Genomic DNA, 24,392 nt, shown 5'->3' on the forward strand with positions numbered 1-24,392 from the left:
CGCCTCAGGGGGCGAAAGGGCGGACTCCGGTGGCGACGACGGGTCGCACCGGCTTCGGCGCCGCCCCGCAACTCGCCGGCCGGGGCGGCAGTTCCCGCTCCTCCAGGTCGACGACCCAGCAGCGCCCGTCACGATGCGCGACAACCGAATTCGCGTCCACCGTGAGCTCGTCCGCGGCCGCGTCCACGAGATCGCGGACGGCGAGTTCCGCCACCTGCCCCGGCGCGTCCCAGCAACTGCGGCCGCGCAGCCCGGTCGGGTACACCTCGCCCCGAGCGGCGGCGCGGACCGCGTCGACACTCCCCTGCGTCGACAGCCGGCCGTACGTGTAACCCGTCGGCAGCAGGATCAGCGAGGGCGCGAACCGATGCCCACCCGTGTGCGAGCACTCCCACACCGCGTCGCCGAACTCCGCGGCCAGACCCGCCGCGACCGGCCGTCCGAGGACGGCGCAGCACTGGTCCCTCTTCCCGTGCGCGCACACCAGGACGACCGGATCCGTCACCGGGGTGCCCAGCCCGGGTGCGTTTCCCGCGATCAGCCCGAGGTCCAGGTCGAGCAGGTCTTCCGGGAAGGCGATCTCGAGCCGCTCGCACCACGACCGCGCGGGATGCGACTGCGCCAGCAGCACCGTCCGCCGATCCGGGGCCGCGGTGCTGCGGCCCGGCCGGCGGATGAACATGACCCGCACCCCGGCGGCGTCGGCGCGGGCGTCCAGCTCACGGGCCAGGTCCGGTCCGAGCGCGGTGCCGTCGAGTACGTCCCGGCCCCACGCGCCGGGGAACTCGAGGCACACCCAGCCCGTGACGTGCGCAGCGGTGCCTGCGAGGGGTTCGTCGGTCGCGGACAGGGCGGAGCAGGTGGCGGTGATCGTGTCAGGCACGGTGCCATTGTGTCAGTCGCGACAATCGGTCAGTCATGGAACTTCCTGCGCTCCGACAACTGCTGGACGAACTTCTCGATACGGCGGGCACGCGTCTCCGGGCGGGTGGCGTCCTGCAGGCGGTAGTAGACGGCGTACCGGTTGTGGCTGTCGAGTGTCGCGTAGAAGGCCTCGGCCTCGGGGTTCTGCGCGAGGGCGTCCAGGAAGTCCTGCGGTATCTCCGCCGCCTTCTGTCCCGCGTACGCGCGGTCCCAGCGGCCGTCGGCCCTGGCCCGCTCCACCTCCGCCGCGCCCGCAGGCTCGAGGAGACCGGCGTCGGCGAGTTTCTCTGCGAACTCCCGGTTCCGCTTCGACCACGGACTTCGTGACGAGCGCGGGGTGAACCGCTGCACGAAGAAGTCGTCGTCGACGCGGCGGACCTGGCTGTCGATCCAGCCGTAGCACAGCGCGACCTCGAGAGCCTGGTCGTAGTTGATCGACGTATACGCCGACCCCTTCTTGGCCATTTTGAGCCAGATGCCGGGTGAGGAGTCGTGATGAGCGCCGAGCCATTCCCGGAACTCGGCGTGTCCGGAGAAGTACTCGACGCTGAGCTCGGCGGCACACATGTGCCCGAATCTAGCGGGAGAACAGCTGTCCCGCCCAGACCCGGACGAATCCCTGGGAGAGATATCCGAGCGTCCCGAGCGCCAGCACCCATTTGGTGACGCTGACCGCGCTGGTGGTGCGCACAGTCGCATCGGTGATGTGCTCGCGATGAGACAGCAGGTACAGCCCGACGACGTTCTCGGCGTAGTCGCCCACCGCGGAGATCACCGGGGCCGCCGCCAGCACCCTCTGCGTTCTCGCCGAGAGTGGTGTCAGCTCCGCCAGACGTCGTGCGCCCGTGCGCAACGCGACCGCGTAGATCACGGGATGGACGAAGTCCGGGTAGTAGTGGCTGCGGTAGCGTGCCGTGTCGGCGGCGGTCATTCCGTCGAGGATCGCCGTGTAGGACCGGGCGGACCGGGCCGTCTGGATGTCGGCGAGCCGGGGTGCCACCGGACCGAGAAGCCGGACGATGTTCGCCTGCGAGATCACGAATGCTGCAGACCAGCCGATGAGTCTGCGGTCGAGTGCGGTGAGCGCCATGAGCCGATCCTGCCATCTGCCACCGCGACGCGTGCCTCAGCCTGCGCACCGCGACGCGTGCCTCAGCCTGCGGCCTCGGACATCGCCTTGGCATCCTCCTCGCCGAACTTCTCCTCGAGGGCCTCGGGTGAGTAATCCAGATCGATCTCCTCGACCGGGCGTCCGCGCGCAGACTCGATCGCCCCCAGCCGGCGCTGCGCCCGGTCTGCGGCGTACGCGATGAACTCCTGGTCGTCGAGCCCGTACGGCTGGACCTCGAATTGCTTGTTGACCCAGTCGATCATGCCCAGGGCCAACGGCATCAGCTCCGCCATCCGCTCCTGGACGACGTCCCAGTTGCTGTCGTCGGCGGCGACGTGCCGGCGACAGGTGAACGTCCCCCACGCCATGTGGCGTCGTTCGTCGTCGCCGATCCTGCGGACGAGTTCCTGCATCCCCGGCAGGATCCCGCGCGTGGTGCACACCTTCTGCCAGGCGTAGTACCCGGTGAGTGCGAGACTGCCCTCGATGACGTGGTTGTAGGTGACGCTGGCCCGCACCTGATTGGCGGGGCTGGGATCGCTCTCGAGCACTTTCAGTGATCCCGGCAGCTCCTCGTAGAACAACTGCCGGTAGTACGGATTCTCGGCGACGAAGGGATGCAGGTCGCGTGTCAGGCCCACCGCGTCCATCCACAACCGGAACACCTGGGTGTGCTTGGCCTCCTCGAAACAGAACTGCGTCAGGTACATCTCGTCCCCGAAGCGCCCCTCGGCGGCCATCGCCTTCATGAACGGCTGGATGTCCTCGGTGACCGCTTCCTCACCGGCGATGAACTGTGCGACCAGATACGTGGAGTTGCGCTGCTGCTCCGAGTTCAGCCCCTCCCAGTCCTCCGCGTCCCGGCCGAAGTCGAGGTCCGTTGGGTTCCAGAACTTGGCGTTGCCCTTCGTGAACAGCCGCAGCGGGAACGCGTCCCAGTTGAGGCCCCCCGCGCGGAGCGAGCTGAACCCTTGCCTGCCGGGCGCGTAGGGGCGTCCGGGCGTGAGTGTCGACATCGTTGGCCTTCTTCCGGACGTGCGGAAGACGTCGTCGGACGCCCCGCAGCTTCGGGTCGCTCGTCGTGACTACCGTCTCGTTCCGAGGCCCCGCTTCGGTTCCCACGCTAGTCCTGCCGAAGCCGTCACGGTTTACATTTTCGGACTTTTTGTCAGCTCTTCTCGGGCTTCATCAGGAACGGCAGGACCGCCGCCGCGAAGTCGTCGTAGCGGTCGCGATGAATGCTGTGCCCGCTGCGGAACACCACCACCCGGCAGTTCGGTATCGCCGCCACCGCGGACTCGAGTCTGCGCGGATCCACCATTCCGCCCGTACCGCCCCGCAGAATCAGCGTGTCGGCCTCGATGTCCGGCAATCTGTCCCACCACAACGGATCCGGGCGGCGGAACTGCTCGAGCGCCGAACCCGTCATCGACCGATCGAAGGCGAACACCGCCCGCGGATGCCGGATCAGGCTCGTCGTTGCGTGCCACAGTTCCGGCAGCGACGGCAGCCGATTCGCGAAGACCTGTTCCGGGTCACCGGGACGCAACGGGAGCGGTGCCTCCTCGATCACCAGCCGGCGAACCAGCCCGGGAGTGGCCTGAGCCGCGAGCGACGCCGCATGACCACCGAGGGAATGGCCGATGAGATCCACCCGCGTCAGCCCGAGGTTGTCGCACACCTCCACCACGTCGGCACCGAACTCCTCGAACAGATACGACCCGGCGCGGGCACTGCGACCGTGCCCCCGCAGATCCAGGACGAGGACGCGTCGCCCGCGGGCGACGAGTGCGCGGGCGAATCGGTCCCAGGTACCGCCGTCACCGCCCATCCCGTGCACCAGAACCACCGGCACGGGATGGACGTCCGACGACCCCGGCACCGAGGACTCGCCACTGTCTCGGTAGGCGATCTCGATACCGGTGCGCGTCGGGGTAGTCCTGCTCGTCTCCACGAGAATCCAGACTAGCGAGTACGGGCACCCTGGCCGCGAACTACCGACCCGACCCGTACGGGCGGGTGATGATCTCCAGATAATGACCGGACGGGTCGAGGAAGTAGACGCCTCGCCCGCCGTCGTTGGTGTTGATGGTGCCCGGCAGCGTCTGCCGCGGATCCGCCCAGTGATCGAGACCCCACTCGACGATCAGGCCGTAGATCCGGTCGAAGTCGTCCTCGCCGACGAGGAACGCATAGTGCTGCGGCTGGAATTCGATCGGCGGTTCCGCGAAGTCGAGAGACACCCCGTTGTCGAGGGCGACCGCCAGGAAATGGCCGGCGGGCACGGCGTCCGGCAGTCCGAACAACGTGGTGAAGAATGTCGCCGACTCCTGCTTGTTCTTGGCGGCGACGATCGTGTGGATCAACTACTCGGCCCTGAAGGGCCGGGTTTGTGCTCACGTTCCCACTGGCTGCGGGAGGGGTGGCTGCTATGGGCGCGGTTGATTGGGCGGCCCTGTACGTGCGATGTCCGAGTGCGGCAATGTTGCGGGCCGCGTTGTGGTCGGCATGACCGGTCCACTGGCAGTGTCGGCATCGGAACGTTGCTTGCGAGACCCGGTTCGCTTTGTCGCAGTACCCGCAGTGTGAGCAGGTTCGCGAGGTGTTCCGGGGGTCAACGACAGCGACAGGTACCCCAGACCTCTCGGCCTTGTAGGTGATCTGCGCGCGTAGCTGGGCGTATCCCCAGGAGTGCAGTTGGGTCCGTTGCCTCCGGGCTAGCCGTACCCGGTCGCGGATACCCGACAGGTCTTCCACCGCGATCCCACGACCGGTGCGTTGTGCCTTGGCAACAATAGTTTTCGACAGTTGATGGTTGATGTCGGTGGCGAACCGCTGTTCCTTTCGTCGCCGTGCCTTCAATTTCCGTTTCGCGGATTTCGTGCCGACTCGTTGCAAACTCGCGCGCAGGGCGGCGTTCTTCTTCCTACGCGCGGTCTCCGCCCCTGCGGACCACCGCACGTCGAGGGTGGCCGGATCGTCGTCGGTGGTGACGGCGAGGTTCACGATCCCCAGATCCACTCCCAGCCAGCCTTCGGCGGTGTCCGGCGGCGGGGCCGGTTCCGGTGAGGGCTCGTCGACGGTGGCGTGCAGGTAGAAGTGCCCGTCGCGGTAGACGAGGTCGGATTCACCCTTGCGGGAAGCGAGAAGCTTGTGTTGCCACGGCGCGCACACGAACCGCACACCCCGCATCCGGCCAGCCGTGGTCCAGATCGACACGGTCGATACGTCCATTTGCCACGACAGGCATCTGTCGTCGAACGGTTGGGCAGCACATGGCCGGAATGCGACCGCGGTCTCCGCCACCGCCGTATACCGTGTCGACCCCGGCCGACCGTAGTTTCCGTTGGTCAGGGTCGCCTGCCGGGTGGTGTACGCGTCGGCCACTTTCCGCAGAACATGCAACGCCGGCTGCGCGGAGAGCCCCCGTGCCTTCACCTCCGGATACAGCGCGACTTGCAGCGCCCGTCGTGACCGCAGTTCCATCGACTGCGCCAACCCGGCCACCTCGTTGGCAACCTCGTTGCACAACACCAACGTCGATTCCAGCGCCGCGAACTGATCCGCAGTGGGTACGAGCTTGACCACGACAACCCTTCTCACCACGCACCCACCGCCTCCCCTAGTCGACTAGCCTTCACCGACCCGATGTGTGAACAGATCATGACAGAGGGGTACGACAAGTTCGGGGCAACACTCACCTCACCGAATTCGACGGCGACACCGAGCGCACCTACTGATCCACCCAGGTCAACAGCCTCAAAGGCGTCTCCGCCCGCCGCCTGCGGCAGGAGTTCCCCGAACACATACGCAAATACTTGCAGGGCAACCACTTCTAGTCGCTCCTACTTCGCCTGCGTCCGCAGGCGAAGCGCCGCTGTCGCTCATCGCCGAATACATCACCAACCAGAAACGACCCGACCCGCCAACCACACCTACATCCACCCGAAACACCCCCGCACCACAGATCAGCTTCCTCCCGTGCCCTGAACGGCCAGGATCCCGCTGATAGCTCAGTTGAAAGAAATGGGCACAGTCGACCCTTTCGAGGTATGCCACGAGCCCGACGATGCAGCCGTGGCCGGCCTCCATGCCTGACGCTGTCCGCCACCGGCACGCGACCCTCTGCACAGCAAAGCATTTCGAACGGTCGGTTCGCAAGGGAGATCGGCTGGGCGGGTTACGCCGCCCGCCCCACCCGATAGCGCAACGTGACGACCCCGGAGTCGTAACCCTTCGACTCCAGCAACGTCAGCGCATGCATCCCGGTGTCCTCGTCGAGGAGCCTGCGTCCCTGTCCCAGCAGGATCGGCACCACGTGCAACTGGATTTCGTCGACCAGTTCGGCGGCGAGCAGCGATCGCGCGAGGGTGATGCTTCCCCACACGATCAGGTCGCCCCCCGGCTCCTGCCGGAGTTGCTGCACCCTCTCGACGGCGTCGCCCGGCCACAGCTGCGCCGGCTCCCGATCCCCCCACGGGGCACTGTCCAGCGTCGAGGAGAACACGAGTTTCGGGATCGCGTTGACGGTCTCGGCCACGACCTCGCCCTGAGCCTGTTCGGTGGGCCAGTAGTCCGAGAACATCTGATACGTCTTGCGCCCCAGCAGGGCGAGGTCCGTGTCGGCGAGCAGACGGAGGTTGTACCGGTCCACCTCACCGTAATCCGGCACCGCATCGAAGAAGTCCAGCTCGCCGGACCGCCCGGCGACGAACCCGTCGAGGCTCGTCAATTCCTGGACGACGACCCTGCGGTGCAGCGTGTCCCGCTCCGTGTCACTCATAGATTCCCTCCACCGACCAACGGCCTGCCGTGCAGATCACCAGCAGCGCCCGCGACTCTTCCAGCAGTACCTGGGCCCGGGCCGCCGTCCGGGCGGCCGGAGGGTCCCACCACCGCTCGTCCACCGGCCACGGTCCGGCCCATCCGCACACCGCCCACTCTCGGCTCCCCCACCGCAACCGCGCGGGAGGCGCGCTGAACACACCACGTTCCGTGACCGTCACAGCCATACCCCGCTCGTCCGACATCCACACCTCCGGATACGCGGTCAGCACCGCGGCAGGCGCCGGTTCCGGCAACGTGCCCGGCCACGGCTCCGACGGATCGTTGCGAGGAATCAACTCGTCGCCCAACGGCAGCAACGTGATGCGCTCCGCCGGGCCCCGCCCACCGCTGAGGACACCCACCTGCACGGCTTCCCCACCGAGCAGGCCCTGCACCCGCACCAGAGCCCGCCGGGCCCGCTCGTCCTGGTCACCGACCCCACCCCACAGACCCAGCTGCAAGGCTCCGGCCGCCACCACTTCCACCGGTTCGAGTCGCAGGACGGCGATACCGGCGGTGGGCCGCTTCTCGCTGCGCCCGGTCAACCACCCGTCCAGCTGCCACCGCACCCGGTCCGCCGTCGCCTCCGGCGTCAACGGTTCCGCACATCTCCAGATCCGGGACAGTTGCTCACCGTTGCCGGTGCTCGCCGAGATCGCCAGCCGGGTGCAGGCCACCGCGGCGTCCGACAGTGTGCGATGAAGCTTCTCCGCCAGCGCACGCCCCGCGAAGGCAGCGGCGTCGACCCGTTCGATGACGGGATCGCACCGTTCCTCGACCTCCAGGTCGGGAGGCAGCGACCGCCCCGACGGGGGACGCTCCGGCTCACCCCGCGCGGCCCGATGCGCCAGCACCGCATCGGTTCCGAACCGCGAAGCCACATCGCCCGCCGACAGCGCGGCGAAACTGCCGATCGTGCGCAACCCGAGCCGGTGCAGCAGATCGACCAGCTCACCGCGGTGGGGTGCCGCGAGGCTCGGCTCGGCGGCCAGTTCCCGCATCGGGAGCGGCGCCAGGAAGGCGGCCCCCTCACCCGGTGACACGAGAGTTGCTCTGCGCGCGGCGATCACGGCCGTGGACAGCTGATCGGCGATACCGACCTGGCACTCCACCCCCACCGCCGACACCTGGTCCACCAACCGTTCCGCGGCGGCTTCCTCCGAACCGAAATACCGGGCGACGCCCCGAGCGGACAGCACCACGAGCCCGGGTCGCAGCACCTCGACACCGGGCGCCACCGCGTCGACGGCCGAGGCGACCGGCTCGAACAGCCGCGCGTCGCGGTCGGGATCGGCTGCCACCACGTGCAACCGGGGGCACCGGGCCTGGGACTCGCGGCGGCGCAGCCCTCTGCGCACCCCGTCCGCGCGGGCCGGCGCCGAGCAGGCGATCACCCGATTGCCCGACGTCACCGCCACCGGATGCGTCGGCGGGAGGTCCGCGGAGGCGGCCGCCGCGATCGCGGGCCAGTCGGGGCACCACAACGCCAGCACCCGGCTCACAGACCCACCACCTCCACCGGCTCCGGGAAGGGGGCGGCCTCGAGGGACGCCACCGGTTCCGGAGTGCTCACCCATTCCACCCGGCCCTGCGCCGACCGCACGTCCAGCCGGGTGGTGCGCGGCTGGAACGACCGCCCCCGGGCGCACACCGCCAGGCTGAGAGAACGCAACCGCCCGCATCCCCGGTCCTGAGATCCGTTGCCCAGTCCGGCGTAACCGTGCACCCGGGCTTCCAGCCGCATCTCCGCGCCGTCCCAGTGCCCGTCCGTGACGACCAGGGTCGACCCCTTGCTCCGGGCCCGGGCCACCACCGCACGCGCCCGGGACGGCGCCACCGACGCCCCTCCCAGTCCGAGCACCACCAGATCCATTCCGTCCAGCAGCACCGCGGCGATCTCCACCGGATCAGCGCCCGGGTCGGGGATCAGGGCCAGCCGTTCCAGCTGCGCCCCCATCTCGACCGCTGCCAGCACCCCGAGCCGGGGATGCCCGATCACCGCGACGTGTCCGCCGCCCGCGGTCACGGACGCGACCAACCCCAGCAGCAGCGACGTGGCACCCGACACCGACACCACCGAACCGCGCACCAGCCCGCCTCGGGGAAGGAGTTCGGCCAGCGCAGCCGGAACCGGGAGTACCCCGGCAGCATGGGAATCGGGCGCTGTGGAAGTACCCGTCGTGGGGAACGCACTCTCCACCGGGGCGCGGCTCGCCACCGATTCACCGCGCGCGGGAACAGCGGCCATCCGTCGTCGGAGGTAGTCCAGACGCTCCTGCCGGGACAGCCCGGACAACTCGGGAGACCCCGGCACCGGAAACCCCGGCTCGCCGGCCACTTCAGCCAACTCGACACCCCTGACACTCGGCACCAACAGCGGTCGGCAACCACGGGGAAGACGCGGCTCGAACAGACGCTTTGTTCGAACGTATTTTCGAACTCATTTCAAGTAAAGCCGGTCGGTGGTGGCCCGTCAAGTGGACCCCGAATGGCCAGGTCAGGACCGTCGCACATCTCGTGTCCGCACAATCCTCTAACCTGAACGCGTGATGGAGCAGGAGCAGAGCGAAAGGGGCATCGGACCCGAATACCTGGTGGCCGGAAGATACCGCCTGCGGTCCAAACTGGGCGGCGGTGGAATGGGCGCGGTCTGGCTCGCCCGGGACACCCTGCTGCACCGCGACGTCGCCATCAAACAGGTCACCACGACGGCCGGACTCGACCCCGACGAGGCCCGCCGTGTCCGCGAACGCACCATGCGGGAAGGTCGCAACGCCGCCAAACTCGCCCACCGCCATTCCATCGCGATGTACGACGTCGCACTCGAGGCAGGCGAGCCCTGGCTGGTCATGGAGTACCTGCCGTCCCGCAGCCTCGCCCAGGCGATGAACATCGCCGACACACTGCCCCCGCTCGAGGTCGCCCAGATCGGCGCGCAGGTGGCCGACGCACTCACGGCCGCCCATGCCGCCGGGATCGTGCACCGGGACATCAAGCCGGGCAACATCCTCGTCGCCGACCGCGGCCGGGAACTCGGCACCGTCAAGATCAGCGACTTCGGCATCGCCCGCGCCAAGGGAGACTCCGCCGACACCACGAACGGGGTCATCACCGGCACACCCGCGTACTTCTCCCCCGAGGTCGCCCGCGGTCAGGACCCCACCGAGGCGAGCGACGTCTTCTCGCTCGGTTCCACGCTGTACACCGTCGTCGAGGGCCAGCCGCCGTTCGGGATCGACTCCGATTCCATCGCACTCCTGCACCGGGTCGCGAAGGCCGAGATCTACCGTCCCAGTAAGGCCGGGCCGCTCACCGACACGCTGCTGCACCTGCTCGAGCCCGACCCGGCGCGTCGTCCGACGATGGCCGAGGCCCGCGATGCCCTGGCCCGGGTGGCCATGGCCGGGGACGGAAACGTCGCGCACCTCGTCGGCTCGCCCGTCTATTCCGCAGACGGCACCATCCCGGCGTGGGCACACCGCTCGACGCCGTTGCCCGACTCACGCCGGCGCAGCAAACTGGTGAGTTCCACCCAGGCCGGTCTGCCCGCGGTGCATCAGAGCACACCGCTCAAGAACGTGCCGCGTCCGCTCGGCCGGTTGCAGTGGCCGCCGCGCCCGACGAAACCCGCTCCCGGTTCGCCGGCCCCCACTGTCCGCGATCAGGTGGTGGCGTGGGCGCCGATCGCCATGGGTGTCATGGTCGCGATCCTGATCCTGGCCGTGCTCGTGGCCGTGATCGTCCTCCTCGCCCAGCCCTGACACCCCGGGAGGTCAGTCGATCCGCCGGCGGTGCGCCCACCTCGTGAGCGCATTCCGGTTGGACTGCTGTGTCTTCCGCAGCACGTTCGACGCGTGCGTTTCGACCGTCTTCACCGAGATCACCAGTTCCTCGGCGATCTCCCGGTACGTGTAACCGCGTGCGAGCAGCCGCAGCACTTCCAGCTCCCGCGGCGTCAGCGAATCCAGCTCCGGATCCAGCTGCGGCTCAGGAGCATTGGAACGTCCGGTGAAGGAGTCCAGCACGAATCCCGCGAGCCTCGGGCTGAACACGGCGTCACCGCCGGCGACCCGGCGCACGCCGTCGGCCAGTTCCGCGCCCGAGATCGTCTTGGTGACGTACCCGCGGGCGCCCGCGCGGATCACGGCGATCACGTCCTCGGCAGCGTCGGACACACTCAGCGCCAGGCACACCGGACCCGACTCGATACCCCGCAGCACCGCGACACCGCCGCCGTCGGGCATATGGACGTCGAGCAGCACGACGTGCGGTGACGTGGCGTTGATGCCGGACACCGCCTCCGCGACACCGCCCGCCTCGCCCACCACCTCCATGTCCGGTTCCCTGCCGAGCTCGGCGCGGACACCGGAACGGAAAACGGCATGATCATCGACGAGAAAGACACGGTACGGGGGTGTTTCAGGCAAAGTCACTGCGGCTGTTCCTCGCGTGGACGGGTAGTGTCACCCCACTCTAGGTGACGTGCAGGCGCCGGACGTCTCGGAGCCGAACGACCGGAGGAAACCAGTCGTCCTCCTCGTCACTGTCGCCACCCGCGCCGGAAAAGGCGACGAGAACGGTCGAGAATGCACCGATCACCCACCATTTCGTGAGGAAGCCGAACCTTGGCCACGATCCGTCGGACTTCAGGATGCACAGTCCACACAGTGCTTTCCCCGCCGTTGTATGGAACACCGATTGAAGAACGGTTCGGTGCACGAACGACACTGCAATCCAGGAGGACACTGCCGCAGCGAAAGACCACGGCGTGAGTTCCGGAAATGCCTCGCACACCGCCGACACCCCGATCGCCACGCCGATATGGAGGAGCCAGTCGATCGCGAAGGCGGTCGCCCGCCGCAGCCTGCGGGGCGAGGGGTAGCGGGGGTCACCGTGCACGCCGTGCCTGCTCGGTACGCCCCGGCGTGAATCCACCGTCATGTCGGTCTCACCGTCATGTCGGTCTCCCGGCGGAAGCTATGGCTGTCCCCGTTCACGGCAGACGCCCGTCGATCTCGTCGCGGGCACGCCGGACGTCGTCATCGAGTCCGGTCCGGTCCAGCATCTCGTCGACGACGGCGTCGCTGAACCTCGGTGTGCCGACGGTGTCCTCCTGCACGTAGGAGCCGAGCATGCCCCCGAACTGGGAACGAGGGTCGGTGAGCTTCAGCCCGAACGCACCGTTGACGGCCCCCTTCAAGCCTCCCTGAACCGCACCCTTGCCGCCCGCTTCGGCGACGTTGCCCCAGTCCATGCTGTCGCGTCGCCCGTGTTCCTTCTCGTACCACTGCAGGCCGGCTTCCAACGTCGCCTGCATGGCCGCCGTCCCTGCCACGCCCTTCAGAGCGCCCATGGCGGCGCGGGTGAGGATCGAGGTGATCAGCTGCCGGATGATCATTCGGACGGTGACCTGTGTGGCCGCTTCCGCCGCGAATGCGGCCGGGCTCGCCGCACCGAACGTCATCGCGCTGGCCGCGGCTACCGCGACGAGTTCGGCCGCGAGCGCCACCAGCGCCGCGATGATCGACAGTTTCGCGACCCGGACGTCGTCGGCCGACCAGTCGAGGGTGTCGCCGAGTTCGTGGAGCAACCCCGACAACTCGCGTAGCGCCCCGTCCGCACCGATCCGCGCCCATTGCTGCGCCATCGCGGTGTCGACGTCACCACTGACCCCGGATCTCGCCGACCGCATGGCGGCGTCGGCCTCCTCGATGATGTCGTCGAGCGAGGCTCCGGCGTCCTTCCACCCCTGCCCGAGCCGCTCCATCGCCGTTTCGTCCGCGTCGGGCCAGTCCGCCCCGACCACCTTCTCCGCCAGCCACCGGACACTGCCCGGAACCTCGATGCCCATCAGAACAGCCCGGCGAGGCTGGATGCGGTGCCGCGGTCGGTGTCGTCGAACGAGTCGGCGGTGCTCCTGAGCCTGGATCCGAGCGCGGCGAGCGCCCCGGCCGCGAACCCCAGCGACCGCCCGGCCACGTCTGCCGACGCCAGATACCCGCTCGCGAACGTCGTCCCGGTCTCGTCGCCGCCCCAGCACTCCCCCTCGGCCTCGAGGGTCGAATGCAGTGCGGCGGCGACCTCTGCCATCCGCTGCGAGAGCGCCTCGAATCGGGGCGCGACGCTGCGCAGATGCGCCGAGTCCACCCACAGTTGCGCGCTCACTGCCATCCGTCCCGCAGGACCGGCCGATTCCACCGCGGGTCGTCGGGATTATCCGGGTCCGGTTCCCGATCGGCCGGGACGCCGCCGACGTCGGGTTCGAGGCGCGGGAGGAAGTCCCGCAGGCTCGGAGCACCGGGAACGAGGTCCGGCAGATCCGGCAGGGTCTCGGTCGCGGACACGATCGATCCCATGATGCGCATCGACTCGCTGTGCGCGGCCTCGCCCGCCCGCCGGGCGGCTTCGGTCATCGCACGCCCCAGCGACTCGGGAGTCGACCGCCGGAACGCGTCGGGGGCGAAGTGCACGTCCACTACGCCGCCCACCGAGTTCACCACCACCTGCACCAGTCCGTCGGCCGACGCCCCACTCACCCGCAGCTGCGCCACCTGCTGCTGAGCGGCATGCAGATCCTGCGTCTGCCGGTCGAGCGTGGCCAGCATCGAATCGATCTGATTCTGCAACTCGTGCTCGCGCACGCGCAGACCCTCACGGTCGAACATGAAATCCCCCCTTGACATCTCGCGCGTCTCACCCCGCCACAGCAGGATGCGACCACACGACCCCCACAGTCGTGTCGCCGGCGAACATTACCCCCTCACCGGGACAGCATGCGAGCAGACACCGCGCACCAGTGCGCCGACACGGCGAAAGTGGTGCTCACGCACCCTGACTGAACGGCACGTCCTCGACGCCGGCAGCATCCGAGTCCTCGGAAGCGCCCGCTGCCGCCCACGTCCGGCCGTTCCGCGGCATGTGGATTCGCACCTCGGTGCCCTTGCCGGGTGCGGACCGCACGTCGACGTGCCCGCCTCGCCGCTCGATCCGTCCACGGATCGACTTCGCGAGGCCCTGACGGTCCGGGGACACCTCGTCGACGTCGAATCCGACGCCGCGGTCCCGGACGAACACGCTGACCTGTTCGCGCTCCGCTTCGGCGAACAGGTTGATGTCCGTCTCCCCGGAATGCTTGGCCGCGTTGACCAGAGCCTCCCGCGTCGCACCCAGCACCGCCGTGAAACTCTCCTTCGACAGACCCTCGCCCGTGTCGTCGACGTCGATCGCCACATCGCCGACCGTCACCGGCCGCACCGTGACGCCGTGGTGGTCCTCCACCTCGCCCGCGATGATGCGCAACGCCTCCGCGAGACTCGAATGGTCGGCGTCTCCCCCACCGAACAACCACTTCCGCAGTTCCCGTTCCTGCCCCCGGGCCAGCCGCGCGACCTCCTGCGGATGGTCGGCCTGCTTCTGGATCAGCGCCAGGGTCTGCAGGACGGAGTCGTGCAGGTGTGACGCGATCTCCTCACGCTCGTCATTGCGGATCCTGGCGGCACGCTCCGCGCCCAGCGCGCGCCACAGTCGCAACCACAGGGGCACGGTCAGCAACCCGGCGCCGACCAGGGTGACCACCACCGCCAGCAACGACGAACGCAGCGCAGCGAGATCGACCTGCGCGAGGATCACCACACCGAGACCCGACACGATCAACGTCACGCCGCCGAGGACCCGCGCCCAGGTGAGGACGGTGGGACGCTGCGGTAGCCCGATGACGGTGCGCGGGCCCTCCGAATCGAATTCGCGCCACACCAGGGCCGCGCCGACCGCCACCACGATGATCGGTGCGATCACCGAACCGACGCGGCCACTGAACAACCACGACAGCGCGGACGCACCGGCCAGGCCGATCGCGATCAGTCCGTACGCTCTCCGTCGCTCGGACGCACTGGGCTTCTCGGTGTCGGAACCCGCGGCCGTGAAGATCCACAACAGTCCGTAGGCGACGATGCCCGCACCGGCGAGCGCGGCGAGACAGGCGAACGCCACCCGCACCTTCATCACGTCGACACCCAGCTGATCGGCGATACCACCCGCGACGCCGCCGACGATGCGACCACCGGTCCGGCGTTCGAGCCGCGGCATGGGGATGCCGCCGGATGGGACAGGCGCGGTCACGGCGCCCGCGTACTGGGCGCCGCCCGCGGACGTGTTCGACACAGGGTGCACATCTTCGATACTGGCACGATCCCCGGGCCGCGGCATCAGGGTCCAACCCTGACTTCGGCACGCGTTCCGGCCCACCCCGACCGGAAAGATCAGGGTAGTTCCCGATGTACGCCCGCCGCGCCGACCGGAACGATGGTCATATGAGCAATGGGAGCTTCCAAGAGCAGATACAGGATCTGTGGCGGACCCGACCGGTGCGGTTGCCGGGCCGTGGTCACGTCGCCGGTGTCTGTGCGGGAATCGGCTACCGCTACGGCGTCGATCCCGTACTGATACGAGTCGCCTTCGTCGTGTCCACCATCTTCGGTGGCGCCGGTGTGCTCCTCTACCTGGCGTGCTGGCTCGCCCTCACGAAGTCGGGCGACCCGGCCTCACCCGCGGAGTCGCTGGTGGGACGCGGTCACAGCTCCGACTCGGGCACCAAGACCATCGTCCTTCTCGTCGCACTGGCCATCGCGCTGACCACCGTCGGCCCGTTCGGTGTCGGCCTCGGCGGCTCCGGGCTGATCAGCATGGCGCTGATGCTCGGCGGCCTGTGGTTGCTGTACCAGCGGCAGCCGATACCTCCGCCGTTGCCCGCCGGAGCCGTTGCCCCGGGTGTCGGGACCGGTTATCCCGGGACGAGTTTCTCGCCGGGTCAGTTCGGCGCCAACCCGTTCGGCCCGGGCACGTACGGTCCGAGTGCCTACGGTCCGGGTGCGTACGGTCCGGGTGCGTACGGTCCGGGTGCGTACGGTCCGGGTGCGTACGGTCCGTACACGAAGCTTCCCGACTCCTACACGCCGAGCACACCTCCCACCTCGGACGACAAGACGGCCGACGCGCCCACCGAGGCACTGAATCCCGAAACCGCTGCCGCCCAATCCGATCCGGTGTCGTTCGAGAAGTCCCCGGCCCCCGGTCCGCAGGTCGACGCACCCTCGGCCCCGTTCGCGCCGCTCGAACCGCGACCGCCGGCGTGGGATCCGCTCGGTGTAGCCCCGTTCGCGTGGGACCTGCCCGAGCCGGCCAGGACCACCACTCCCGCAGTCCAACCGGAGCGCACCCACTCCCGTCTGACCACCATGGTGATCGGGTTGGCCATCCTGGCGGCCGCGGCGGCGACGGCATTGTCGGTCGCCACCGGATCCGACTGGTTGAACCCCGGTCGCATCGGCGCCGTCGCGCTGGCCGTCATCGGAGTGGGGCTGCTGATCGGCGGATTCCTGCGCAAGGGCTACGGCCTTCTCGTCGTCGCAGGTCCCCTGATCGGTTTCGTGATCCTCGCCTCGATCGTCGGGTCCCTCGACCTGAACAGCGAGAACATGGGCGACCGGACCTGGAACCCGACGACAGCGGCCGCCATCGAGCCCGCCTACTCCGGTGGCTTCGGCAGCTTCACGCTCGACCTCCGGAACGTCACTCTGACCGAGGACAAGACGGTCGACGTCAGCGGGCAGTTCGGTGAGGTCGTGGTGCTCCTGCCGCCCGGCATGAACGTCGAGAACCACTGCACCGCCCAGTTCGGCGACGCGCAGTGCCTCCCGGACGGTCTCGACGGTGGCGTCGACGGCACGGACGGCCCCGTTCTGAACCTCAATGCAGATGTCCAGTTCGGAAGTGTGGAGGTGCGCCGTGGATGACATCGACGACACTCAGGACAGCGAGCAGACCGGGACGCGGAAGCGCCCGTCGCCGCTCCTGCTCCTCGCAGGATTGGCAGCACTCCTGGTGAGCGGCTGGGCGCTCGCCGGGCCGTTCTCGCTGGAACCGCTCGCGAAGGTCGAGTTCCGCTGGCTGTTCGTGGTGGTGGCGGTGCTGGTCGGCGTGGTGCTCGTGTTCGCCCCGAACCGGCGGCGATAGGGGCGCAAGCGCATGTGCGCGGTGAGCGAGTCGTCGGACTCGCTCACCGCGCACAGTGCGTCACTCCCACTCGATGGTGCCCGGCGGCTTGCTCGTGATGTCCAGCACGACACGGTTGACGTCGTGCACCTCGTTGGTGATCCGGGTGGAGATCCGCTCGAGAACGTCGTACGGCAGTCGCGTCCAGTCCGCCGTCATCGCGTCCTCGCTGGACACCGGGCGGAGCACGATCGGGTGACCGTAGGTGCGTCCGTCACCCTGCACGCCGACGCTGCGGACGTCAGCGAGCAGCACCACCGGGCACTGCCAGATCTGACCGTCGAGCCCGGCGGCCGTCAGCTCTTCGCGCGCAATGGAATCCGCGTGACGCAGGATATCGAGCCGCTCCTGGGTGACCTCGCCGATGATGCGGATGCCGAGCCCGGGACCGGGGAACGGCTGGCGTCCCACGATTTCCTCGGGCAGACCCAGCTCGCGTCCCACCGCCCGGACCTCGTCCTTGAACAGCAGGCGGAGTGGTTCCACGAGCGTGAACTGCAGGTCTTCCGGCAGTCCGCCGACGTTGTGGTGGCTCTTGATGTTGGCCGTGCCGGTACCGCCGCCGGATTCCACGACGTCCGGGTACAGCGTGCCCTGCACGAGGAATTCGACCGTGTCGCCGTGCGCGGCGTTCTCGCCCAGCACGTCACTGACCGCGCCCTCGAAGCTGCGGATGAACTCGCGGCCGATGATCTTGCGCTTGGTCTCCGGGTCGGACACCCCGGCCAGCTCACCGATGAAGGTGTCGGCGGCGTCGACCGTGATCAGCTTGGCGCCGGTGGCGGCAACGAAATCCTGTTCGACCTGGGCACGCTCCCCCGCACGCATCAGACCGTGGTCGACGAACACACACGTGAGGTTGTCGCCGATCGCGCGCTGCACGAGTGCCGCCGCGACAGCGGAGTCGACACCGCCCGAAAGTCCGCAGATCGCCTTGCCGTCGCCGACCTGCTCGCGGACCTGCTCGACGAGGGCGTCGGCGATGTTCGCGGCCGTCCATGCGGGAGGAATGCCTGCGATCTCGTGGAGGAACCGGCTGAGCACCTGCTGGCCGTGCGGCGAGTGCAGCACCTCCGGGTGGTACTGCACACCGGCGAGCTTGCGGGCCCGGTCCTCGAACGCGGCGACGGGTGCGCCCTCGCTGGTGGCCGTCACCTCGAAGCCCGCCGGGGCCTCGGTGACCGCGTCGCCGTGACTCATCCACACGGGCTGGCTGGACGGAAGTCCCTCGTGCAGCAGACCACCCTGCACCTTGAGGTCGGTCCGGCCGTACTCACGGGTGCCGGTGTGCGCCACCGTCCCGCCGAGCGCGCCGGCCATGGCCTGGAATCCGTAGCAGATGCCGAACACCGGAATGTCCAGATCGAACAGTGCCGGATCGAGCTGGGGCGCCCCGTCTGCGTAGACGCTCGACGGCCCGCCCGACAGCACCACGGCGAGGGGATTCTTGGCCGCGATCTCCTCGACGGTCGCGGTGTGCGGAACCACCTCGGAATAGACCTTGGCCTCACGCACCCGTCGGGCGATCAGCTGCGCGTACTGCGCGCCGAAGTCGACGACGAGGACCGGTCTCTGTTGCTCGATATCTGCCACCGGGTCAGTCTAATCGGCGCAGCTCTGTGGTCTGCGCGACCCCATGACCCGGCCCTCTCGGGTCCTATGCAACGCCGTGCTTCTGCGTGTCGGGCACCACAGAGCTGTTGCGGATCTCGACGATCGGCAGCACCAGTGCGGCGGGCGCCCCCTCCGGGACGACCGGGGCGACCGGGGCGACCGGGTTCAGGCGCCGGTATCCCTCGCCCTGCGCCGGCCGCTGATCCTTCTCGCCCTTGTTCGGCCACAGCGAAGCCGCACGCTCGGCCTGCGCCGAGATCGTCAGCGACGGGTTGACGCCCAGGTTCGCGGACACGGCCGAACCGTCGACCACGCTCAGCGTTGGGTAACCCCACACGCGGTGGTAGGGGTCGATGACGCCCTTCGACGGTTCCGACGCGATCGTGCAGCCGCCGAGGAAGTGCGCGGTGAGCGGGATGTTGAACACATCTCCCCAGGTGCCGCCCGCGCGGCCGTCGATCTTCTCCGCGATCCGGCGGGTCGCCTCGTTGCCCGCCGGGATCCAGCTGGGGTTCGGCTGGCCGTGACCCTGCTTGCTGGTGACCTTGCGCCGACCGAACAGGCCCTTCTTCGTGTACGTGGTGATGGAGTTGTCGAGGTTCTGCATCACGAGGGCGATGATGGTGCGCTCGCTCCACTTGTACGGGGTGAGGACCTTCAGAGCCGTCGGATCCTTGGCCAGTTCCTTGAGGAACGTCACCCACCGCCTGCCGCCACCGTCGGTCAGCAGCGTCTGCAGCAGGGCCATCGAGTTCGACCCCTTGCCGTAGCGCACCGGCTCGACGTGGGTGTCGGACGTCGGGTGGAAGGACGACGTGATGGCGACGCCCTTGGTGAGCTCGAGCGCGGGGTCCACCTTGTTCTTGGCGGCGCCGAGGATCGACTCCGAATTGGTGCGGGTGAGTACCCCCAGGCGGTCGGAGATCTTGGGCAGCGCGCCCGTCTCCTTCTGGTCGAACAGCAGATGCTGAGTGCCCCACGTGCCCGCGGCCAGGACGACGTTCGCGGCCGTGTACGTCTTGCGGTTCCGGTTCTTGCGCGGCCCGCTGCGCCGGGTGAAGACGTCCCAGGTGCCGTCGGACGCCTCGCGCAGACCGGTGACCGTCGTCATCGGGATGATCTCGGCACCGGCCTTCTCTGCGAGGCCCAGGTAGTTCTTGAGCAGGGTGTTCTTGGCGCCGTGCCGGCATCCGGTCATGCATTCGCCGCATTCGATGCACCCGGTGCGGTCGGGGCCGACGCCACCGAAGTACGGGTCGGGCACGGTCTTTCCCGCTTCACCGAAGAAGACACCGACCGGGGTCTGGATGAACGTGTCGCCCACGCCCATGTCCTCCGCGACCGACTTGATGATCTCGTCGGCGGGGGTCATGTGCGGGTTCTGGACCACGCCCAGCATCTTGCGGGCCTGCTCGTAGTACGGCGTGAGCTCGTCGTGCCAGTCGGTGATGTGCGACCACTGCTTGTCCTGGAAGAAGGAGGCAGGCGGCTTGTAGAGCGTGTTCGCGTAGTTGAGCGAACCGCCACCGACGCCGGCGCCGGCGAGGATGAGGCAGTCGCGCAGCAGGTGGACGCGCTGGATGCCGAAGAAACCGAGAGCGGGCGCCCACAGGAACTTCTTGAGATCCCAGCTGGTCTTCGCGAAGTCCGCGTCGGCGTAGCGACGGCCCGCCTCGAGGATGCCGACCTTGTAGCCCTTCTCGACCAATCGGAGCGCGGTGACACTGCCACCGAATCCGGAACCGACGATGAGGACGTCGTACTCCGTTGCGCGCTGCTTGCTCATCACTCGACCTCCAACGACACCTGAGTTATTACTCGCCAGTATGCACCCCGCGGCTGTGACAGCTGCCACAAGGGTCACCTAACTGTAACGAGAGGTATCAGGAACGGTCGCGATACCCGCAAACGCACGTCGCCCGATGCCTCACCAGTGCAGTTGAACTGCACCGATGTGACATCGGGCGACGAGAGAAAGCAGTGACGGACGGACGCCTCAGGCGCGGACCGTCAGGCCCACCTTCTGGAATTCCTTCAGATCCGAGTACCCCGACTTCGCCATCGACCGGCGCAGCCCGCCGACGAAGTTCAGCGAACCGAACGGGTCATCGGACGGACCCGTGAGGACCCGGTCGAGCGACGGACGGTCACCGAACGAGACCGGCAGCATCGTGCCGCGCGGAACCGAGGGGTGCGCCGCGGCCGACGGCCAGTACCAGCCGCCGCCGGGAGCTTCCGCGGCAACGGCCAGCGGTGCGCCCAGGACTGCGGCGTCCGCGCCACAGGCAATCGCCTTGGCGAGGTCGCCCGAGGACGTGATGTCGCCGTCCGCGATCACGTGGACGTAGCGTCCACCCGTCTCGTCGAGGTAGTCGCGGCGGGCAGCAGCGGCGTCCGCGATCGCCGTGGCCATCGGAAGACCGATGCCCAGCACCTCACCGGTGGTCGTGGCGCCCTCGGTGGAGCCGTATCCGACGATCACACCGGCCGCGCCCGTGCGCATCAGGTGCAGTGCGGTGCGGTGATCGCTCACCCCACCGGCCACCACGGGGACGTCGAGCTCGGAGATGAACGTCTTGAGGTTCAGCGGCTCGCTGTCGCCGTGCGCGACGTGCTCGGCGGAGATGATCGTGCCGTGCACGACCAGCAGGTCGATGCCCGCCTCGAGCAACTGCGGGGTGAGCGCCCGGGCGTTCTGCGGGCTGACCCGCACCGCGGTCGTGACACCTGCATCGCGGACCTGGGCCACGGCAGCGGCCAGAAGTCCCGGCTGCAACGGCGCCGCGTGCAGTTCCTGCAGCTTCTTGATCGGCGCCTCGACGTCGACGTCCGACTCGGCCAGTGCGACGAGTTCGGCGAGCTTCGCCTCGACGTCCGCGTGCCGGCCCCACAGACCCTCACCGTTGATGACCCCGAGGCCACCACGCTTGCCGAGTTCGATCGCGAACGACGGCGAGACCAGCGCGTCGGTCGGATGCGCCAGCACCGGAATGTCGAACCGGTATGCGTCGAGCTGCCAGGACGTCGACACCTCTTTGGAGGAGCGGGTCCGGCGGGAGGGGACGATGTCGATGTCGTCCAGCTCATAGGTTCGTCGGGCTGTTCGGCCCATGCCGATCTCAACGAGGTCGCGCACGCGCGCCCCTTTCTCGTGAATCGTGACTGGTTGCTAGCGAGCGGTGTAGTTGGGAGCTTCGACTGTCATCGTGATGTCGTGCGGGTGGCTCTCCTTCAGACCCGCAGCCGTGATCTGCACGAACTGCGCGTTCTGCAGCTCCTCGATCGACGACGCTCCCGTGTAACCCATGGCGGCCCGCAGACCGCCCGTGAGCTGATGGGTGACCTGGGACAGCGGACCGCGGAACGCGACCCGGCCCTCGATGCCCTCCGGAACCAGCTTGTCCTCGGACAGCACGTCGTCCTGGAAGTAGCGGTCCTTGGAATACGACTTCGCGGCGCCACGGCTCTGCATCGCGCCGAGGGAACCCATGCCGCGGTAGCTCTTGTACTGCTTGCCGTTGACCAGGATCAGCTCGCCCGGCGACTCCGCGGTGCCTGCGAGCAGCGAACCGAGCATGGCCGTCGACGCGCCTGCCGCCAGGGCCTTCGCGATGTCGCCGGAGAACTGCAGTCCACCGTCGGCGATCACCGGCACACCGTGCGGCTTGGCCGCGGCGACCGCTTCGAGGATCGCCGTGATCTGCGGGGCGCCGACACCGGCGATGACACGGGTGGTGCAGATGGAGCCGGGGCCCACACCGACCTTCACCGCGTCCACACCGGCTTCGATGAGAGCGGCCGCACCACTGCGGGTGGCGACGTTGCCGCCGATGATCTGCACACGCTCGTCGACCTCTGCCTTGAGCTTCGAGATCATGTCCAGCACGCCGGCCGAGTGACCGTGGGCGCTGTCGACGACGAGCACGTCCACCCCGGCGTCGGTGAGGGCCATTGCGCGGCTCCACGCCTCGTCGCCCACACCCACGGCGGCGCCGACGAGGAGCCGGCCGTCGCGGTCCTTGGTGGCGTCCGGGTGCTGCTCGGTCTTCACGAAGTCCTTGACCGTGATGAGGCCCGTGAGCTTGCCCTGACCGTCCACGATCGGCAGCTTCTCGATCTTGTGGCGGCGGAGCAGGCCCAGCGCCACCTCCGCGGTCACACCCTCCTGGGCGGTGATCAGCGGGGCCTTCGTCATGACCTCGGACACGGCGCGGTTCTGATCGACCTCGAAGCGCATGTCGCGGTTGGTGATGATGCCGACGAGCTGCCCGGCCTCGTCGGTCACCGGAAGTCCGGAGATCCGGAAGCGGGCGCACTTGGCGTCGACCTCGGCGAGGGTGTCCGACGGCTTGCAGGTGACCGGGTCGGTGACCATTCCCGCCTCGGACCGCTTGACCGTCTCCACCTGCCCGGCCTGCGCCTCGACCGACAGGTTGCGGTGCAGGACGCCCATCCCGCCGGCGCGGGCCATGGCGATGGCCATCCGCGCCTCGGTGACGGTGTCCATCGCGGAGCTGACGAGCGGCACTCGCAGCCGGATGTCCCTGGTCAGCTGGCTGGACGTGTCGACCTGGCCGGGGATGACATTCGACGCCGCCGGCAAGAGCAGGACGTCGTCGTACGTGAGACCCAGCATCGCGACCTTGTTCGGGTCGTCACCGCCGGTGTGTACATGCCCTGCTGAACTTGTCATGCGGTTCGGGCCCTCCATGGAACATAGGTGCGGCGCCGGTGGCGCCGTCTGTGGACATTCAGATCTTCGATCTGGTGGAAACTTTCGGGAACACGGATACAAGAAAAAGGCCGGAGCGACGATCGATATTCCCAGCTCCACAAACCATGATATCGGCTCGACGCGATCACCACGGAGCCCACCCACGCTGGGCGTACGCCGAACGGCTGGCGCAGACCGGGCTGACCTGCGTACCGTGGTGCTGTGCGCGATCAACTGCCTCCAGGTCTGCCCCCGGACCCCTTCGCCGGCGACCCCGCCGACCCCTCCGCAGCTCTCGATGCGATCGAACCGGGCCAGCCACTCGACCCCCACGAGCGTCTCGCCGTGGAGGAAGATCTGGCCGACCTCGCCGTGTACGAGGCGCTGCTGGCGCATCGCGGGATCCGCGGTCTCGTCGTCTGCTGCGAAGACTGCCAGCAAGATCACTACCACGATTGGGACATGCTCCGTGCCAACCTCCTCCAGCTTCTGGTCGACGGCACCGTGCGCCCGCACGAGCCCGCCTACGACCCGACACCCGAGGCATACGTCACCTGGGATTACTGCCGCGGCTACGCGGACGCCTCGATGAACGACGCCCTGCACGGCGACGGTTTCGACGCCTGATCCGGCACACCCCGATACAGACCACTGTGGCCCGACACGCGAAGTGTCGGGCCACAGTGGTCTGTGCGGAAGGGCCGACGAACCGCTAGCTGGTGGGCGGCGGCACCGGGACCGGGGTCGTGGTGGTGGGTAGCGGCACCGTCGAAGGCTCCTGCGGCGGCTGCTGGGTGGATGGCTCCGTCGCCGGAATGTCCGAGGGCAGCGTCGGAACCAACATGATCGTGGGATCCGGGCTCGTGGACGGCAACGTCTCGGGCGGAGGCGGCAGCGTGGGCAGCTGCGGCAGCGGAATGGGCGGCAGTCCCGGAATCTGCAGATCCGTGGGCAGGGTTCCCGGCAACTGCTCGACTCCCGGCGCGGTCGTGGAACCGGGTGTCCCCGGCACCGTGGCCGGCAACTCGGTGGTCTGTGTCGGCGCGTCGGTGGTGGTGGTACCGGGCGTCGTCGCCGCGGGCGGCGTGGTGGGAGCGATCTTCTCGACCTCCGCGGCGAGCTTCGCACGCCACACGTCGAGTTCGTTGCGCA

At 68.5% G+C, this 24,392-nt stretch carries 24 protein-coding genes and 2 pseudogenes; 5 read left to right on the forward strand and 21 right to left on the reverse strand.

From position 1 onward, the window contains the following. Window positions 1–4 precede the first annotated feature (4 nt). The 7 genes and pseudogenes from HGB39_RS31460 to HGB39_RS31490 form a co-directional block, all read right to left on the reverse strand. Complete coding sequence (locus HGB39_RS31460; protein WP_054248810.1) at window positions 5–883, reverse strand: ferredoxin family protein; 879 nt, start codon at window positions 881–883, stop codon at window positions 5–7. Window positions 884–912: 29 nt separating this feature from the next. Beyond that, a complete protein-coding gene (locus HGB39_RS31465) occupies window positions 913–1,491 on the reverse strand; it encodes a YdeI/OmpD-associated family protein (RefSeq protein WP_005572777.1) in 579 nt (192 codons plus the stop codon). A 10-nt stretch (window positions 1,492–1,501) separates the two neighbouring features. Further along, the gene (locus HGB39_RS31470; protein ID WP_005572775.1) at window positions 1,502–2,014 is read right to left on the reverse strand and encodes a hypothetical protein; all 513 of its coding nucleotides are present in this window, start codon (window positions 2,012–2,014) and stop codon (window positions 1,502–1,504) included. Window positions 2,015–2,076: 62 nt separating this feature from the next. Next, on the reverse strand, window positions 2,077–3,051 hold the full coding sequence (locus tag HGB39_RS31475; RefSeq protein ID WP_005257095.1) for a R2-like ligand-binding oxidase: 975 nt from the start codon (window positions 3,049–3,051) through the stop codon (window positions 2,077–2,079). Window positions 3,052–3,203: 152 nt separating this feature from the next. After that, a complete protein-coding gene (locus HGB39_RS31480; RefSeq protein WP_005572774.1) occupies window positions 3,204–3,989 on the reverse strand; it encodes an alpha/beta fold hydrolase in 786 nt (261 codons plus the stop codon). Window positions 3,990–4,029: 40 nt separating this feature from the next. Next, window positions 4,030–4,401 carry a VOC family protein gene (locus tag HGB39_RS31485; protein ID WP_043793368.1) on the reverse strand — a complete coding sequence of 124 codons (372 nt, stop codon included), beginning with the start codon at window positions 4,399–4,401 and terminating at the stop codon, window positions 4,030–4,032. Window positions 4,402–4,570: 169 nt separating this feature from the next. Then, window positions 4,571–5,641, reverse strand: a pseudogene (locus HGB39_RS31490) (RNA-guided endonuclease InsQ/TnpB family protein); the annotation flags it as partial. 176 nt (window positions 5,642–5,817) lie between these two features. Between HGB39_RS31490 and HGB39_RS40370 the strand changes: the two are divergent. Beyond that, window positions 5,818–5,874, forward strand: coding sequence for a hypothetical protein (locus tag HGB39_RS40370; RefSeq protein ID WP_372448445.1), 57 nt, complete (start codon window positions 5,818–5,820; stop codon window positions 5,872–5,874). 341 nt (window positions 5,875–6,215) lie between these two features. Here the strand turns inward: HGB39_RS40370 and HGB39_RS31500 are convergent, their stop codons facing one another. Genes HGB39_RS31500 through imuA' form a run of 3 tightly spaced genes read right to left on the reverse strand, consistent with a single transcriptional unit; the run spans window position 6,216 to window position 9,200 of the window. After that, on the reverse strand, window positions 6,216–6,818 hold the full coding sequence (locus HGB39_RS31500) for a dihydrofolate reductase family protein (protein ID WP_005572772.1): 603 nt from the start codon (window positions 6,816–6,818) through the stop codon (window positions 6,216–6,218). Continuing rightward, entirely contained in the window at window positions 6,811–8,364 is a 1,554-nt protein-coding gene (locus HGB39_RS31505; protein ID WP_064080778.1) for a DNA polymerase Y family protein, read from the reverse strand. The genes HGB39_RS31500 and HGB39_RS31505 overlap by 8 nt, the downstream gene beginning before the upstream one ends. Then, entirely contained in the window at window positions 8,361–9,200 is an 840-nt protein-coding gene (gene imuA' / locus HGB39_RS31510; protein WP_005570981.1) for a DnaE2-dependent mutagenesis accessory factor ImuA', read from the reverse strand. Before imuA' ends, HGB39_RS31505 begins: the two co-directional genes overlap by 4 nt. A 211-nt stretch (window positions 9,201–9,411) precedes the next feature. On the opposite strand from imuA', the gene HGB39_RS31515 reads away from it, so the two are divergent. Then, a complete protein-coding gene (locus tag HGB39_RS31515) occupies window positions 9,412–10,623 on the forward strand; it encodes a serine/threonine-protein kinase (RefSeq protein WP_005257120.1) in 1,212 nt (403 codons plus the stop codon). A 12-nt stretch (window positions 10,624–10,635) separates the two neighbouring features. On the opposite strand, the gene HGB39_RS31520 is transcribed toward HGB39_RS31515, so the two are convergent. From HGB39_RS31520 to HGB39_RS31545, 6 genes are all read right to left on the reverse strand, one after another. Continuing rightward, entirely contained in the window at window positions 10,636–11,295 is a 660-nt protein-coding gene (locus HGB39_RS31520; RefSeq protein WP_005257121.1) for a response regulator, read from the reverse strand. A 40-nt stretch (window positions 11,296–11,335) separates the two neighbouring features. Continuing rightward, window positions 11,336–11,803, reverse strand: coding sequence for an RDD family protein (locus tag HGB39_RS31525; protein ID WP_005570983.1), 468 nt, complete (start codon window positions 11,801–11,803; stop codon window positions 11,336–11,338). 52 nt (window positions 11,804–11,855) lie between these two features. After that, the gene (locus HGB39_RS31530; RefSeq protein ID WP_005570984.1) at window positions 11,856–12,713 is read right to left on the reverse strand and encodes a WXG100-like domain-containing protein; all 858 of its coding nucleotides are present in this window, start codon (window positions 12,711–12,713) and stop codon (window positions 11,856–11,858) included. Continuing rightward, the gene (locus tag HGB39_RS31535) at window positions 12,713–13,027 is read right to left on the reverse strand and encodes a WXG100 family type VII secretion target (protein ID WP_052024043.1); all 315 of its coding nucleotides are present in this window, start codon (window positions 13,025–13,027) and stop codon (window positions 12,713–12,715) included. The genes HGB39_RS31530 and HGB39_RS31535 overlap by 1 nt, the downstream gene beginning before the upstream one ends. Continuing rightward, entirely contained in the window at window positions 13,024–13,527 is a 504-nt protein-coding gene (locus HGB39_RS31540) for a YbaB/EbfC family nucleoid-associated protein (RefSeq protein WP_005570989.1), read from the reverse strand. Before HGB39_RS31540 ends, HGB39_RS31535 begins: the two co-directional genes overlap by 4 nt. A gap of 157 nt (window positions 13,528–13,684) precedes the next feature. Then, window positions 13,685–15,067 carry an ATP-binding protein gene (locus HGB39_RS31545; RefSeq protein ID WP_210753098.1) on the reverse strand — a complete coding sequence of 461 codons (1,383 nt, stop codon included), beginning with the start codon at window positions 15,065–15,067 and terminating at the stop codon, window positions 13,685–13,687. A gap of 68 nt (window positions 15,068–15,135) precedes the next feature. On the opposite strand from HGB39_RS31545, the gene HGB39_RS31550 reads away from it, so the two are divergent. Together HGB39_RS31550 and HGB39_RS31555 are read left to right on the forward strand one after the other, a co-directional pair. Then, a complete protein-coding gene (locus HGB39_RS31550) occupies window positions 15,136–16,653 on the forward strand; it encodes a PspC domain-containing protein (protein WP_043792227.1) in 1,518 nt (505 codons plus the stop codon). Then, entirely contained in the window at window positions 16,646–16,873 is a 228-nt protein-coding gene (locus HGB39_RS31555) for a hypothetical protein (protein WP_005570995.1), read from the forward strand. The genes HGB39_RS31550 and HGB39_RS31555 overlap by 8 nt, the downstream gene beginning before the upstream one ends. A gap of 60 nt (window positions 16,874–16,933) precedes the next feature. On the opposite strand, the gene guaA is transcribed toward HGB39_RS31555, so the two are convergent. From guaA to guaB, 4 genes are all read right to left on the reverse strand, one after another. After that, a complete protein-coding gene (guaA, locus tag HGB39_RS31560; RefSeq protein ID WP_005570997.1) occupies window positions 16,934–18,505 on the reverse strand; it encodes a glutamine-hydrolyzing GMP synthase in 1,572 nt (523 codons plus the stop codon). A 64-nt stretch (window positions 18,506–18,569) separates the two neighbouring features. After that, window positions 18,570–20,312 (reverse strand): GMC family oxidoreductase N-terminal domain-containing protein, encoded by a 1,743-nt coding sequence (locus HGB39_RS31565; protein WP_005257140.1) that lies wholly within the window; start codon window positions 20,310–20,312, stop codon window positions 18,570–18,572. A 210-nt stretch (window positions 20,313–20,522) separates the two neighbouring features. Beyond that, on the reverse strand, window positions 20,523–21,662 hold the full coding sequence (locus HGB39_RS31570; RefSeq protein ID WP_005257142.1) for a GuaB3 family IMP dehydrogenase-related protein: 1,140 nt from the start codon (window positions 21,660–21,662) through the stop codon (window positions 20,523–20,525). A gap of 33 nt (window positions 21,663–21,695) precedes the next feature. Then, a complete protein-coding gene (gene guaB / locus HGB39_RS31575) occupies window positions 21,696–23,219 on the reverse strand; it encodes an IMP dehydrogenase (RefSeq protein ID WP_005570999.1) in 1,524 nt (507 codons plus the stop codon). A 243-nt stretch (window positions 23,220–23,462) separates the two neighbouring features. On the opposite strand from guaB, the gene HGB39_RS31580 reads away from it, so the two are divergent. After that, complete coding sequence (locus HGB39_RS31580; RefSeq protein ID WP_005239778.1) at window positions 23,463–23,867, forward strand: DUF5319 domain-containing protein; 405 nt, start codon at window positions 23,463–23,465, stop codon at window positions 23,865–23,867. An 85-nt stretch (window positions 23,868–23,952) separates the two neighbouring features. On the opposite strand, the pseudogene HGB39_RS31585 reads toward HGB39_RS31580, so the two are convergent. Further along, a pseudogene (locus tag HGB39_RS31585) lies at window positions 23,953–24,392 on the reverse strand (anti-sigma-D factor RsdA); the annotation flags it as partial.

Source organism: Rhodococcus opacus, assembly GCF_012396235.1.
GTDB classification, from domain to species: Bacteria; Actinomycetota; Actinomycetes; order Mycobacteriales; family Mycobacteriaceae; genus Rhodococcus_F; species Rhodococcus_F opacus.